Source organism: Delftia sp. BGA-UO-ETr-SB1 (genome assembly GCF_059567865.1).
On the sequence record NZ_JCAQOW010000004.1, the window covers coordinates 1,085,148 to 1,098,921 of the forward strand.

Annotated in this window: 11 protein-coding genes; 2 read left to right on the top strand and 9 right to left on the bottom strand. The window is 66.3% G+C overall.

The window, feature by feature from the left end; translation table 11 throughout:
- Positions 1–75: 75 nt before the first annotated feature.
- From AC57B5_RS05400 to AC57B5_RS05430, 7 genes are all read right to left on the bottom strand, one after another.
- Positions 76–765, bottom strand: coding sequence for an ANTAR domain-containing response regulator (locus tag AC57B5_RS05400; protein ID WP_496398944.1), 690 nt, complete (start codon positions 763–765; stop codon positions 76–78).
- A gap of 2 nt (positions 766–767) precedes the next feature.
- Positions 768–1,916, bottom strand: coding sequence for a transporter substrate-binding domain-containing protein (locus tag AC57B5_RS05405; protein ID WP_428144469.1), 1,149 nt, complete (start codon positions 1,914–1,916; stop codon positions 768–770).
- Positions 1,917–1,999: 83 nt separating this feature from the next.
- The gene (locus AC57B5_RS05410) at positions 2,000–3,736 is read right to left on the bottom strand and encodes a nitric oxide reductase activation protein NorD (protein WP_496398945.1); all 1,737 of its coding nucleotides are present in this window, start codon (positions 3,734–3,736) and stop codon (positions 2,000–2,002) included.
- A 12-nt stretch (positions 3,737–3,748) separates the two neighbouring features.
- Positions 3,749–4,606: a CbbQ/NirQ/NorQ/GpvN family protein gene (locus AC57B5_RS05415; protein WP_496398946.1), complete on the bottom strand. Its 858-nt coding sequence runs from the start codon at positions 4,604–4,606 to the stop codon at positions 3,749–3,751.
- A gap of 72 nt (positions 4,607–4,678) precedes the next feature.
- The gene (locus AC57B5_RS05420; protein WP_012205469.1) at positions 4,679–5,716 is read right to left on the bottom strand and encodes an aliphatic amidase; all 1,038 of its coding nucleotides are present in this window, start codon (positions 5,714–5,716) and stop codon (positions 4,679–4,681) included.
- Positions 5,717–6,021: 305 nt separating this feature from the next.
- Positions 6,022–7,431 (bottom strand): GntP family permease, encoded by a 1,410-nt coding sequence (locus AC57B5_RS05425; RefSeq protein ID WP_034393326.1) that lies wholly within the window; start codon positions 7,429–7,431, stop codon positions 6,022–6,024.
- Positions 7,432–7,543: 112 nt separating this feature from the next.
- Entirely contained in the window at positions 7,544–9,034 is a 1,491-nt protein-coding gene (locus AC57B5_RS05430) for a cytochrome P450 (RefSeq protein ID WP_496398947.1), read from the bottom strand.
- Between the two features lie 102 nt (positions 9,035–9,136).
- Here AC57B5_RS05430 and AC57B5_RS05435 point away from each other — a divergent pair, with 102 nt between their 5' ends.
- On the top strand, positions 9,137–10,081 hold the full coding sequence (locus AC57B5_RS05435) for a helix-turn-helix domain-containing protein (protein ID WP_496398948.1): 945 nt from the start codon (positions 9,137–9,139) through the stop codon (positions 10,079–10,081).
- Between the two features lie 338 nt (positions 10,082–10,419).
- Positions 10,420–12,654 carry an NADP-dependent isocitrate dehydrogenase gene (locus tag AC57B5_RS05440; RefSeq protein ID WP_496398949.1) on the top strand — a complete coding sequence of 745 codons (2,235 nt, stop codon included), beginning with the start codon at positions 10,420–10,422 and terminating at the stop codon, positions 12,652–12,654.
- A 154-nt stretch (positions 12,655–12,808) separates the two neighbouring features.
- Here AC57B5_RS05440 and rbp read toward each other — a convergent pair whose 3' ends face one another.
- Together rbp and AC57B5_RS05450 are read right to left on the bottom strand one after the other, a co-directional pair.
- Entirely contained in the window at positions 12,809–13,156 is a 348-nt protein-coding gene (gene rbp, locus AC57B5_RS05445) for an RNA-binding regulator (protein WP_012205474.1), read from the bottom strand.
- A gap of 109 nt (positions 13,157–13,265) precedes the next feature.
- Positions 13,266–13,475, bottom strand: coding sequence for a hypothetical protein (locus AC57B5_RS05450; RefSeq protein ID WP_012205475.1), 210 nt, complete (start codon positions 13,473–13,475; stop codon positions 13,266–13,268).
- Between the last annotated feature and the right edge of the window lie 299 nt (positions 13,476–13,774).

Here is a 13,774-nt window from a genome sequence, read left to right on the forward strand (position 1 = left end):
CGTGCGTTCAAAAAAAGAGGACCCTGGTTCCCCGGGTCAAGCCATGGCTGCTGGCGGCAGGGAGTCCTGCGTGATTTACCCGCCCACGCCCTTGCCCAGCGACAGTATTTCGCTCGCATGGACGATGGCCTGGGCAATCTCCTCCACCGAGCTTCGCCGGCTCATGGCCTGGGCGCGGATCATTTCGTAGGCCTGGTCTTCGTTGATCTGGTGGGTTTGCATGAGGATGGCCTTGGCTTCGGCCACGCGGCGCTGGCCCAGCAGCTTGGCCTGGAGCTTGGCGATGCGCTGCTGCTGCTGGCGTGATTCCTTGTGGTTTCTGCGCGCCAGCACCAATGTGGACAGCAGGCCGAAGGAGCGGATGGGCGAGGGCAGGATGGCTTGCACCTGCAGCTCCAGCACGGCGGAGACGATGGTGGGGTTCTCGTAGTTGACCACGGCGATGGCGGTGGGCGGGCTCTCTCCCTCGCCCTGGGTCCAGGCGTGGTTCAACTGCAGGTGATCGGGGCGCACTGCCAGGAAGACCACGTCCGTGCCCTCGGGCAGGCTGGGCTGGGGCGGCCAGATGGCCTGGACCTGGCAGCCTATGCGCTGCAGTTGCTGGGCCAGCAGGCGGCCGTCCGCGTCGTCGGGGTGGACGACGGCAATGCGCAGCTGGCGCAGTTCCTTCAGTTGGGGCGAGGTGGCACGCAGCAGCGGTTTTCTTTCCAGCAGCTGCCGGCCTGTGGCAGCGCTGCCGGTGTCCTTGTTCGGAGCGGCATCCACGCTCAGGTCTCCAGGGCACCGAGGCTGGCGGTCCAGTCGCCCAGGGAGTGGGTGACCAGATAGGGGTCGGGCGAGACGGCCCGGGTGGCCTGGCGCACGATGGTGAAGCCGCCCTGCGCATTGGCGCGGCCCACGCGCGGGTGCAGCCAGGTGTGGTGGTTGTCGGGGTCCAGCCTGATACGGCCCTGGGGCGCGTCGAATTCGCTGCCCAGCAGATGGGGCAGCAGCTCGCCTATGCGGTCACTGCCGGCCTGGCGGAAGGCGTTGGCGAACAGGTGCATCTGAAAGTAGGCGGCCTCCCAGCACAGGTTGGGCCGGCAGTCGTCGCCCAGGCGCTGGCGCAGCCGGGCCAGGCAGCGCGCGTTGGCCGGTGAATCGATGGACTGGAAGTAGGGCGCGGCCGTGAAATGTCCGCTGGCCACGTCGGCGCCCATCTGGGCAATCTCGGCCTCGGAGGTGGTGAGGCTGGCAATCGGCATGGTCTGCGGATTGAAGCCCGCATCGGCATAGGCGCGGTAGAGGCTGGCCGTGGAATCGCCGACCACGGTGGAGAAGATGAAGTCCGGCTGCCTGGCGCGGATGTCCTGCATGATGGCCGCGTAGTCGCGCTCGGTGGCGTCCAGAGGCAGGTAGTGTTCACCGAGCTTGTCGCTGCCCGGGTGCTGCATGACCAGCTCGCCCATGATGCGGTTGGACTCGTAGGGGTAGATGTAGTCAGAGCCGATGAGGTAGACCCGCGCGCCGAAGCTGCTGGTCATGTAGTCGGCCAGTTGCACGCTGTTCTGGTTGGGCGCGGCGCCCGTGTAGATGACATTGCCCGAGAACTCGAAGCCCTCGTAGAGCGTGGGATAGAACAGCAGCTTGTTCCATTTCTCGACGATGGGGATGACGGCCTTGCGGCTGCTGGACATGTAGCAGCCGAAGATGACGTTGATGCCGTCGCGCACGATGAGTTGCTCGGCCAGGGCCGCATAGCGGGCCGGCGTGGAAGCCGGGTCGTAGCGCACGGCGACCAGTTCACGCCCCAGCAGGCCGCCCGCCTCGTTGATTTCGTCGATGGCCAGCTGCGCGCCCTGCAGCTGGGACTGGCCTATGGTCGATGTGGTGCCGGTGGCCGAGTAAAGAATGCCGACTCTGACGGGGTCGTTCATGGGTTCCTTCTGTGCCAGGTACTGGCTTGCGTTCTTTGCATGCGCTTCAGGTTAATCGAGATTGGCGTGGTCGGTGGCCGTGGTCAGCGGCCGGCTGCGAGCCTTGCGCCCATCTGGGACAGCCGCCTTGGCAGATGCCGCGCGTCGTCGGCAATGCCGTAGTTGCGCCCGCCAAAGATATGGCGCACATAGCCGTCTGCCTGGCTGTCCACGGCCAGGCAACTGATGCGTATGCCTGCGGCGCGGGCCTGCTGCACGGCATGGCGCGCGTCTTCGATCAGGTAGCGATCGTCATGCACGTCGATGTCGGCGGGTGCTCCGTCGGTGATCACCAGCAGATGGCGCTGGCCAGCAGGCTCGGCAGCCAGCAGGCTGCTGGCGTGGCGCAGGGCTGCGCCCAGGCGGGTGGAATGGCGGCCCTGCAGTGCCTGCAACCGGGTGGCCGCTGCTGCGGCAAAGGGTTGGCCGAAGTCCAGCAGGCGCAGGTAGCGGACTTCGGCGCGCGTGTTGGACGAGAAGGCGTGGATGGCCAGGCGGTCCACGCCGGTCCTGTGGCCTGCGCGCGATTCGGCCAGCATGAGGGCCGCCTGTTTCTCCAGCTCCAGCAGGCTGGCGCCGTGGGGGCCGGGCGTGTTGACCGATTCGGAAGCGTCCATCAGCACGAGCACGCTGGTGGGGCGCGGGCCTTTGCCGGCCCGCATGAAAAGGCGAGGTTCCGGTCGCAGGTTCAGGCGGCGGTCCACCTGGACCTCGATGGCGGCATTGAAGTCCAGGTCATCTCCTTCCCACTGGCGGCGCAGGCGCTGGCGCCGGTCCAGCTGGCGTGCGGGCGGCAGCGGCAGGGGCGGCAGTGTCTGTCTGCCGGCCTGGGAGCCTTTCCCGGCCAAAGCCTCGGCCTGCCATGCGGGCAGGGTGTCGATGACGGTGCACCAGTCCGTCTTCAGGCGCTCCGACCTGCGGTCCCATTCGGGATAGCTGTGGCGCGACAGCTCCAGCCCTGGGTTCAGCTCCAGCGACTGGCCTTCCTGGGCATCGGACTGCTGTCCTGCGCCGGCCGATGGAGGCGGAGCCGAGCGCGCAGCGGTCTGCTGCAGCGCGAGTGTGTCTTCCTCGCCCTGAGGCGACTCCGGATGCTGCCAGAGATAGCTGTTGTCATCACGGTAGATGCTGGGCACGGCATGGTGCTGCGGGTCCATGCGCACGCGCATCTGTCCCAGGTCGTTGGCCAGGATGGAGGCAATGGCCCGGAATGCGGCGTAGTCCTCCAGCCCGTGGCGCGTGGCGGTGTCCTCGAACAGGTCGCGGGCCTTGTGGATCCAGTGGTTGCCGTCCATGCGCTCTGGCCACAGCAGCATGCGGTCCAGCCGGGCCATGAAGGCGGCAAAGCCCAGGTCGGATGGGTCGGGCTCGGGCGCGATGCAGGCCTCGAACCAGCGGCGCACGCCGGGGTGCTGCAGGCACAGCAGCCGCTCCACGCGCGCATCTTCCAGCGCGGCCACCACGGCCTGGCCCATGGGCTTGAGGGCGCTGCTGTCCTGGCGGGCGGGTGAAAAGCGCAGATGGGCTGCGGCATGGGCCATCGTTGCTGCGTGCAGGTGTGCCTGAATGGGCAAGTTGGCGGGAATCAGCAGCCGGGCAGGCTGGCTGATCAGCACGGCGCGCGGCGGCAGGGCGTGGGCCTGGCCCGGCGCCGGGGCACTGGCCGGCACCCTGGCCAGCGCCTGCACGGCGACAGGCTGGCGCGCCAGGCCGCTGGCCAGCAGACCCAGCGTGTGCAGCAGGCGGGACTCTTCGGGCAAGGCAACGGAGACGATGGCCATGGCGTGCGGCCCTCAGGCGCCGAACTCGGCCTCGACCAGCTGGCGCAGCGCGGCGGCAGTGTCGGGGTCGTCGGTCAGGGCGCTGGTGATGGTCATGTCGCAGCTGTCGTGCACCGAGACGCCGTCGCGCATCAGCAGGCCTGCGTAGATCAGCATGCGGGTGGAGGCGCCTTCGTCCAGGCCCCGGTGGCGCAGTTCGCGCGTGCTGCGCGCCAGGCTGACCAGGCTGCGAGCGGTGGCCAGGGCAATGCCGGTCTCGTGGGCCACGATGTCCGCCTCGATCTCGGGCGCCGGGTAGTCGAAGTCCAGCGCCGCGAAGCGCTGGCGGGTCGATGGCTTCATGTCCTTGGCGCTGCTCTGGTAGCCGGGGTTGTAGGAAACCACCAGTTGGAAGTCGGGGTGCGCGTGGACCACCTCGCCCTTCTTGTCCAGCGGCAGGGCGCGGCGCGCGTCGGTCAGCGGGTGGATGACGACGGTGGTGTCCTGGCGGGCCTCCACCACTTCGTCCAGGTAGCAGATGCCGCCATGGCGCACGGCCAGGGTCAGCGGGCCGTCGTGCCAGGCCGTGCCGTCGGCATCCAGCAGGTAGCGGCCCACCAGGTCGGAGGCCGTCATGTCCTCGTTGCAGGCCAGCGTGACCAGGGGGCGCTTGAGCGCCCACGCCATGTACTCCACAAAGCGCGTCTTGCCGCAGCCCGTGGGGCCCTTGAGGACGAGCGGCATGCGGTGCTGGTAGGCCTGGCGGTAGAGCTGCACTTCGCGGCCCGAGGGTCGGTAGAAGGGCTCTTCCTCGATGCGGTAGGCCGCCAGCGGGTCGGCGGCCTGGTTGGCAGGAGCGTGCAGCGGGCCTGTGGTTGTTGTCGTGCTCATCTTCACTCTTCACCTTTCCGTATTCATGGGCGGGCCTGCCCCCAGGCCTGCAGGCTCGGAGGCAGGACGCTGTCAGCGGTGCTTGGGCGCCTCGTGCGGAATGCCTTCGATGGGGCATTCGGGCGTGCCCACGGTGGTGCGTGTGAAGGACTCCACCATCTCGCGCGTGCCCTCGGGATCGTTGACCCACTGGCTGTAGAAGTTGTAGGGGCAGGCGGCCACGCCCTTGTCCCCGTCGCCGGAGTTGATGGTGCCGGTGTAGCCGCGGTGCACCAGCTTGAACAGATGGTTCTGCGACTGGCCGTTCTTGCGCGCATCGCGGATCAGGTGCTTGGACAACTCGGCGTACTGGATGCCCATTTCCTCCTCGCCGGTCTCGCCCAGGGTGCGGCCGTCGAAGCCGATGATGGCCGAGTGCCCGAAGTACGAGTACACGCCGTCGAAGCCCGCCGCATTGGCCACGGCCACGTAGCAGTTGTTCATGAAGGCCATGGCCTTGGAGACCATGATCTGCTGCTCCTTGGCCGGGTACATGTAGCCCTGGCAGCGCACGACGAGCTCGGCGCCGCGCATGGCGCAGTCGCGCCAGATCTCGGGGTAGTTGCCGTCGTCGCAGATGATGAGGCTGATCTTCAGGCCCTTGGGGCCTTCGCTCACATAGGTGCAGTCGCCCGGGTACCAGCCCTCGATGGGCACCCAGGGCATGATCTTGCGGTACTTCTGCACGATCTCGCCCTGGTTGTTCATGAGGATCAGGGTGTTGTAGGGCGCCTTGTTGGGGTGCTCCTCATGGCGCTCGCCCGTCAGCGAGAACACGCCCCAGACGTTGGCCCTGCGGCAGGCGTCGGCGAAGATCTCGGTCTCTTCCCCCGGGATGGCGCTGGCCGTGTCGTACATCTCCTTGGCGTCGTACATGATGCCGTGCGTGGAGTACTCGGGGAAGATTACCAGGTCCATGCCCGGCAGGCCGCGCTTCATGCCCACCAGCATGTCGGCGATCTTGCGGCAGTTGTCCAGCACCTCGGCCTTGGTGTGCAGGCGTGGCATCTTGTAGTTGACCACTGCCACGCCGACGCAATCGTTGCTGCTGGAAATATCTCCGTGTCTCATGCTGCTGCTCCTGAAGGGGTTGAGGGGGCGGCGTGCGGCATCGCCCCCTTCGATTCCCGGCCAACAAAAAAAGGCCCGAACCGCTCCGGGTCAGGGAGCGGTTCGGGCCTTGTTGCCCGACATCTGCGCTGGCAGCTTTGGCAGCGGATGTCGTCTTGTCGGTAATGGGGGAATGAATCGGGGCGATGCCTTATCGCCGTGCATGCATTGTTGCCATGCACCCGCCCCGCGCATATACGTCATATGCCGGTTGTGGCGGGCGCGATGCCGTGGTATTTCCCGCGCGCGCTCTGCGCCCTGGTCCCTCAGAAGGATCCGAACATGGTGCCGAGCGTGATCACCAGCACCAGGGCCAGCAGTGGCGCGCCAATGGTCATGATGGCGATGTTGCCGTACGACTGGCGGTGCGTGAGGCCGCAGATGGACAGCAGCGTGATGATGGCGCCGCTGTGCGGCAGGGTGTCGAAGCAGCCGGCCGCCATCACGGCCACGCGGTGCAGCAGCTCGGGGCTGATGCCCAGCTGGGCAGCCATGGCCAGGTAGTCCTTGCCCAGCGTGGACAGTGCAATCGACAGGCCGCCCGACGACGACCCTGTGATGCCGGCCAGCACGTTCATGGCCACGGCCTCGGAGATCAGCGGGTTGTGGGGTGCGACGTTGAGCACGGCCTCGCGGATGATGGCAAAGCCCGCCAGCCCTGCGATGACCGCGCCGTAGCCCACTTCCGAGGCGGTGTTGAAGATGGGCAGCATGGAGCCCAGCACGCCCTTGTTCACCGACTCCTTGAGATTGCGCCAGCGGCCCAGGCCCAGCAGCACCAGTGCGGCGCAGGCCACGGCCAGGGCCATGATCAGCGCCCACAGGCCCGTCTGCTTGGCCGGGTCCACGGCAGGAAAGCGTTCCTTCAGAAAGCCGAAATCCATCTGCGGGAACACGCCGTAGGTGAGCAGCGCATTGACCGCGATCACCAGCACCAGCGGCAGCAGGGCCAGCAGCAGCGGCAGGTCCCGGCGGCTGTGCAGGGCGGGATCGCTTTCTTCATGCAGGCCCTGCTCGACGGCATCGTCATGGTCGCCGTAGCCTTCGCCGGCCACACGTGCCTTGGCCGCGCGCGACTGCAGCCACCACAGGCCCAGGGCCAGCATGGTCATGCCGCCGATGATGCCCAGGCCCGGCGCCGCAAACACATTGGTGCCGTAGTAGGGAATGGGAATGGCGTTCTGGATGGACGGCGTGCCCGGTAGCGCCGTCATGGTGAAGGTGAACGAGCCCAGCGCGATGGTGGGCGGTATCAGCCGCTTGGGCACATGGGCCGCGCGGAACAGAGACTTGGCAATCGGGTAGATGGCAAAGGCCACCACGAACAGCGACACGCCGCCATAGGTGAGCACGGCGCAGGCCAGCACCACCGTGAGGATGGCGTGCTTCTCGCCCAGCACGCGCATGATCCAGTGCGATATCGCGGTGGCCGCGCCCGAGTCCGCCATCAACTGGCCGAACAGCGCGCCCAGCAGGAACACGGGGAAGAACTGCAGCATGTAGTTGCCCAGGGCGCCCATGAAGGTGCTGGTGTACAGCGGCAGCATGTGGCCCAGGTCGCCGGACAGCAGCACGGCCACGGCGGCCATCAGGGGGGCCAGCAGCAGCACGGAGATGCCTCGGTAGGCCAGGAACATCAGTCCCGCCAGTGAAATCACGATTGCCAGGGTACTCAAATCGTCTCCAGTCCAGTAGTTCTAGTCAAAAAGACAGAATAAATGCGGATGGGTGACAATTTGGCGTAATTGGCGTGCTTTGTAGATGATTTGGCGCAATATATCGCCACGTTTACCCGGCCTGTGCACCGCTGCGCGATTGCAGCCGCAGTCTCAGGGGCGTGGATGGCCGCAGCGTGACCTGCAGCACAGGGCGGGGCGCGCCGGCGCCTTCGGGCACGCTCAGCCGCAGGCGCTGCAGCACCATGGCTGCCACCACCGTCATCTCCGTGCTGGCCAGGTGCTGGCCCAGGCATACGCGCGGGCCGGTGCCAAAGGGCATCCAGCTGCCGCGCGGTGCGGCAGGGGCTCCGTCCCTGTCGGCATCGGCGAAACGCTGCGGCTGAAAGGCATCGGGTTGCGGGAACCAGCGCGCATCGCGTTGCATAAGGCCGGGCGCAATCATGAACAGGGTTCGCGTGGGCAGGCGCCACGGGCCCAGCTGCACAGGCAGTGTGCAACGCCGGCTGATGAGCACGGGCGCGGCCGGGTACAGGCGCATGGCTTCCTGAAGGCTCCAGCCCAACTGGCGCAGCGCCGGCAGGTCCTGCGCCGTGGGCGTGCGGCCCTGCAGCTGTTCCTGGATCTCGTCGGCCACCTGCTGCTGCGCCTCGGGATGGGTGGCCATGCACCAGGACCACCAGGTCAGGCTGCTGGCCACGGTTTCGTGACCTGCCAGAAAGGCCGTCATGCACTCATCGCGCACGGCCTGCAGTGTCCAGGCCTGGGCGTCGCCCCGGTGCAGGCGCAGCAGGCGGCTGAGCAGATCCTCGGGCCAGTCTGCATCGGCCTGCGCCAGCCGGAGCCGGACCTGCCGGTCGATGAAGCCGCGCAGCCAGGCAAGCGCCCGGCGCTTGCGGCGCTTCCAGGGCATGGCATCGGGCCAGCGCAGGGGCCAGTAGAACTCACTGTTGGCGGCATGGCTGACTTCGCGGATGGCCTGCTCCGCGGAGCGCGCATCCTCGCCGATGGCGCCGGAGAACATCAGCCGCATGATCACATCCATGGCCAGGGCGGTCAGCGCCTGTTCCATGGGAAAGTCCTCGGACTGCTGCGGCCAGGCCTGGAGCGCGGCCTGCGCGGCTGCGGCCAGGGCCGGTATCTGGGCCTGCACGGCCTTGGGGGAGAAGGCCGGCAACAGGGCCTGCCGCTTGCTGCGCCAGGGCTGGCCTTCGCTGACCAGCACGCTGTGGCCGTGCAGTTGGGCAAAGACCGAGATGCCGTGCTCCCAGCGCACCAGCGCGTCGTGCTGGCCGACCAGCAGCTCGCGCACCAGTTCGGGATCCGTGACGACGACCTGGTGCTCTGGCCAGATGCGCAGATGGATGGCATCGCCGTGCTCGCCGCGCCATTGCGCCAGCGTACCCAGCAGGTCGCGCGACATGCGGCGCAGCAGGCCCCAGCCCATGAGCCCCGGTGCCGGGCCGGGTGGCCAGGCCGTGGAGGCCGTCTGCTCGGGTTGCTCGGGTTGCGCCGGTTGCGCGGGTTGCGTGGCGAAGGGGCAGGAGGCCGCGTTCGACGGCGCCGGTGTGCAGGTATCTTGCGTGGGATTCGGGCGGTTCATGTTCCCATGCTCGCTGGTCACGCCGCCCCTGGTCTTGAACGAAAGCGTCACGGGATCGGCGGGCGGCAAGGCCTACACTGCGCCTCCATGGATGCCGTCGTGATGCCCGAAGCCGCAATCGAAGCCCGTACGCCCAGTGCCTTTGCTGCCTGTCCGCCCCCGCATGCCAGGGCCGCGCGCTGGGCAGGCCAGGGGCGGCAGCCGCACTCCATGCTGTATCCCGCGCCAGCGGGGCTGCATGGTGCGGTGGTGGCCGTCGTCTGCCGCGATACGCGGGGCGTGGTCCTGGACGATGCGCAGCGGCTGTCGCATTTTCCCGCCACCCCCATGGTCTGCCTGTCCTGGTACCAGGACATGGCCGCAGGCCTGGTGGGCGTGCACGGCTGCGAGCCCTTTGAGGCATCCGTCATGCTCTCGGGCAGCCAGACCGCGCCCACGGCCAGCTGGGCCAGCGGGCCGGGCCGTGGCGGCATGGTCTGCCTGCACCTGGATGCCGCGCTGCAGCTGTTCGGCCCTGGCGTGCTGGAGGCGCAGGATGGCTTTGTCGCGGCATCCGGGGTGCTGGGGCCGTCCTGGTCCGCGCTGTGCCAGGCCCTGCTGCATGCGCAGGACGATGCCGGCACCCTGGACGCGTTGCAGCGCCACTTGGCGCCGCGCTGGCGCGAGGTCCGGGGGAGCGCCCTGCAGGTGCTGCCCTCATTGCGCGAGCATGGGCGCCACTGGGTGGCCTGGCTGGGGATGCAGGCGCTGCAATGGCAAAGAACGCTGGGCGCGCGCCAGGTGGAGCGGCGCATCAAGCAGTTCAGCGGCCGCTCCCTGCGGCAGTGGCAGGGCATGGTGCGCACGGAAAGCCTGTTCCATGCGGCGCGGCGCCACCATGAACAGGGACAGGCGCTGGACTGGGCCGCGCTGGCGCTGGACGAGGGCTTCTCCGACCAGGCCCATATGTGCCGCGCCGTGCGCCAGATCACGGGGTTTTCGCCGGGGGAGTTTGCGCGGCGCTTCGAGCACGATGAATCGTTCTGGATGTATCGGCTCTGGGTTTGACCCGGGGGTCTGCTCCGCTTGCGTGTCCGTCACGCTACAGCATTTTTTGCATGGTAGAAAACGCGGGGGCTGCAAGCCGTTTCCCTGTGAAAACAGGTCCTGAATGCCGCTGTAAAACCCTAAGTCTTCTACAAGACTTAAAAAATATGGCGGGTTCCGCTTAGAATTTTGTATTGTGGGATCGCATTGCAGAAAACGCCGGGGCAGCATGCTGGCGCGACGGGGCATTGCGTGACGGTCCTACTGCCTCAGGCTGCACCGGCCCCGTTTCCCCTAGCGGATGCCCGGTTCGACGGCCTGCGGCGCGACCCCTACCTTTTCACTACCTGAGACAAGAGATGAGCACGCAGCAACCCACCATCATCTACACCCTGACCGATGAGGCTCCGCGCCTTGCCACCAGTGCCTTCCTGCCTGTGGTGCGCGCCTTTGCCGCACCCGTCGGCGTGAATGTCGAGACCGCCGACATCTCCGTGGCCCACCGCATCCTGGGTGAGTTCTCCGAATTCCTGGCCGAAGACCAGCGCGTGGCCCACACCTTGTCCGAGCTCGGCAAGAAGACGCTGGAGCCCGATGTCAACATCATCAAGCTGCCCAACATCAGCGCCTCGGTGGCCCAGCTGACGGCTGCCATCAAGGAGCTGCAGGGCAAGGGCTACGCACTGCCCGACTATCCCGAGAATCCGACCAACGACCAGGAAAAGGACATCAAGGCACGCTACGGCAAGTGCCTGGGCTCGGCCGTGAACCCCGTGCTGCGCGAGGGCAACTCCGACCGCCGCGCTCCTGCCGCCGTCAAGAACTACGCCAAGAAGCACCCCCACTCCATGGGCGAGTGGAAGCAGTGGTCGCAAACCCATGTCTCGCACATGGAGCACGGCGACTTCTACCACGGCGAAAAGTCGATCACGCTGGACGCCGCACGCGACGTCAAGATGGAGCTGACCACCAAGAGCGGCAAGACCGTGGTGCTCAAGTCCAAGGTGGCCTTGAAGGCTGGCGAGATCATCGACTCCATGTTCATGAGCAAGAAGGCGCTGTGCGACTTCTATGAAAAGGAACTGGACGACTGCCGCGACGCCGGCATCCTGTTCTCGCTGCACGTCAAGGCCACGATGATGAAGGTCTCGCACCCCATCGTGTTCGGCCACTGCGTGAGGATCTACTACAAGGAAGCCTTCGAGAAGCACGGCAAGCTGTTCGACGAGCTGGGCGTGAACGTCAACAACGGCATGTCCACGCTGTACGAGAAGATCGAGACGCTGCCCGCCTCGCTGCGCGAAGAGATCATCCGTGACCTGCACGCCTGCCAGGAACACCGTCCCGCGCTGGCCATGGTGGACTCGGCCAAGGGCATCACCAACTTCCACTCGCCCAACGACGTGATCGTTGACGCGTCCATGCCCGCCATGATCCGCCAGGGCGGCAAGATGTGGGGCGCCGACGGCAAGCCCTATGACTGCAAGGCCGTGATGCCTGAGTCCACCTTTGCCCGCATCTACCAGGAGATGATCAACTTCTGCAAGTGGCACGGCAACTTCGACCCCAAGACCATGGGCACCGTGCCCAACGTGGGCCTGATGGCGCAAAAGGCCGAAGAGTACGGCTCGCACGACAAGACCTTCGAGATCGAGGAAGACGGCGTTGCCAACATCGTCGATCTGGCCACCGGCGAAGTGCTGATGAGCCAGAACGTGGAGCAGGGCGACATCTGGCGCATGTGCCAGGTCAAGGACGCTCCCATCCGCGACTGGGTCAAGCTGGCCGTCACGCGTGCCCGCAACTCCGGCATGCCTGCCGTGTTCTGGCTGGACCCCTATCGTCCGCACGAGGCCGAGCTGATCAAGAAGGTCAACACCTACCTCAAGGACTACGACACCACGGGCTTGGAAATCCACATCCTGTCTCAGGTCCGCGCCATGCGCTACACGCTGGAGCGCGTGGCCCGCGGCCTGGACACCATCTCGGTGACCGGCAACATCCTGCGCGACTACCTGACCGACCTGTTCCCCATCATGGAACTGGGCACCTCGGCCAAGATGCTGTCCATCGTGCCCCTGATGGCCGGCGGCGGCATGTACGAAACGGGTGCTGGCGGCTCGGCTCCCAAGCACGTGCAGCAGCTGGTGGAGGAAAACCACCTGCGCTGGGATTCGCTGGGCGAGTTCCTGGCACTGGCCGTGTCGCTGGAAGACCTGGGCATCAAGAACGGCAACGCCCGCGCCAAGCTGCTGGCCAAGACCCTGGATGAAGCCACGGGCAAGCTGCTGGACGAAGACAAGTCGCCTTCGCGCCGCACCGGCGAGCTGGACAACCGTGGCAGCCAGTTCTACATCGCCCTGTACTGGGCACAGGCCCTGGCGGCGCAGACGGAAGATGCCGAACTGGCCTCCAAGTTCGCTTCGCTGGCCAAGCAACTGGCCGACAACGAGTCCAAGATCATCGAAGAGCTGCGCGCCGTGCAGGGCAAGGCCGTGGACATCGGTGGCTACTACATGCCCGACGTGGCCAAGATGGATGCCGTGATGCGCCCCAGCGCCACGTTCAACGCAGCCATCGACGCGCTGCTGTAAGCCGCTGTGCCGGGGCCTGGCCCCGACAGGCTTCAGCCATGACCGGCCGACCCGCAAGGGCGGCCGGTTTTTTCATGCCTGCAACGGCAGGAAAGAAAACCGCAGGCGAAAAAAAACCGGCCCAGAGAGCCGGTTTTTGGAAGCTGCGCCGTGATCAGTAGCGACCGCCGCCGTGGCCGCCATTGCCATAGCCGACGTCCGAACGCTTGCCGGCGTAACCCTGCGGGCTGTAGCCACCGGAGCTGCGGCCTTCTTCACGGGGACGGGCCAGGTTCACGACGATCGAGCGTCCGTCCACGGACATGCCGTGCAGGCCGGTGATGGCGGCCTGGGCCACTTCGGCAGAAGCCATTTCCACAAAGCCGAAGCCCTTGGAGCGGCCGGTTTCGCGGTCCATCATGACCTTGGCGGAGGCCACGTTGCCGAACTCGGCAAAGTTGCTTTCCAGGCTGGAGTCGGTCACGGAGTAGGGCAGATTGCCCACGTAGATTTTGGTGGTCATAGGAAAACCTCTTCGATTGGATGTGCGCAAAAGGGCGCACCGTTGGCATGCATGCGGCGGACTGTGCAATCCGCGGCGGTGAATGGGTGGGAGGGCGGCAGCCGGGCCGTCAGCAGGCAGGCGGGTGCTGCATGCAGGTCTGAAGCCAGCCCTGGGTGACGGCAAACAGCCGTGCTGCTTCGCGGGAGGCGAACGCCTTGTCGAAACGGAATACGCGGCAGTAGCTGCCGTTGCCTTGGGAGCGATGGACCGCGAAGGAGGCGCGGAAGCGGCCGCAGTCGGTCGGGTGTGTCGAGGGCGAGACGACGTACTTGCCCATGGGAATGCCGGTGTTTGAAATGTGGTTCAGTCAGGTTCGCAGCCTTGAACAGGCCTGCGTGAGCATCTGGGAACTCGGTTGGCTGCAGCTCTACAGACCAACTGTGCGACAAAGGTCGCAAGAGACATCCTGCGGGGAGCGGCGGACAGCCGTTGTGCAGGGAGGGGAAGTGGGCGGCTTAAGCGCTTGGCCTCAACAACGGAGCTGACTATAACCTGTTGTGTATTTAAGCGCAACTTAATATTCTTTTTAATTGTAAAACAGTGCGTGGACGCCGATTTTGTTATGTTATAACGTAA

Bases quoted from the DNA above. Each gene is read 5' to 3' on its own strand.
- AC57B5_RS05405 (WP_428144469.1), bottom strand. From the start codon at position 1,916: ATGAACGACCCCGTCAGAGTCGGCATTCTTTACTCGGCCACCGGCACC.
- AC57B5_RS05410 (WP_496398945.1), bottom strand. From the start codon at position 3,736: ATGGCCATCGTCTCCGTTGCCTTGCCCGAAGAGTCCCGCCTGCTGCAC.
- AC57B5_RS05415 (WP_496398946.1), bottom strand. From the start codon at position 4,606: ATGAGCACGACAACAACCACAGGCCCGCTGCACGCTCCTGCCAACCAG.
- AC57B5_RS05420 (WP_012205469.1), bottom strand. From the start codon at position 5,716: ATGAGACACGGAGATATTTCCAGCAGCAACGATTGCGTCGGCGTGGCA.
- AC57B5_RS05430 (WP_496398947.1), bottom strand. From the start codon at position 9,034: ATGAACCGCCCGAATCCCACGCAAGATACCTGCACACCGGCGCCGTCG.
- AC57B5_RS05435 (WP_496398948.1), top strand. From the start codon at position 9,137: ATGCCCGAAGCCGCAATCGAAGCCCGTACGCCCAGTGCCTTTGCTGCC.
- AC57B5_RS05440 (WP_496398949.1), top strand. From the start codon at position 10,420: ATGAGCACGCAGCAACCCACCATCATCTACACCCTGACCGATGAGGCT.
- rbp (WP_012205474.1), bottom strand. From the start codon at position 13,156: ATGACCACCAAAATCTACGTGGGCAATCTGCCCTACTCCGTGACCGAC.
- AC57B5_RS05450 (WP_012205475.1), bottom strand. From the start codon at position 13,475: ATGGGCAAGTACGTCGTCTCGCCCTCGACACACCCGACCGACTGCGGC.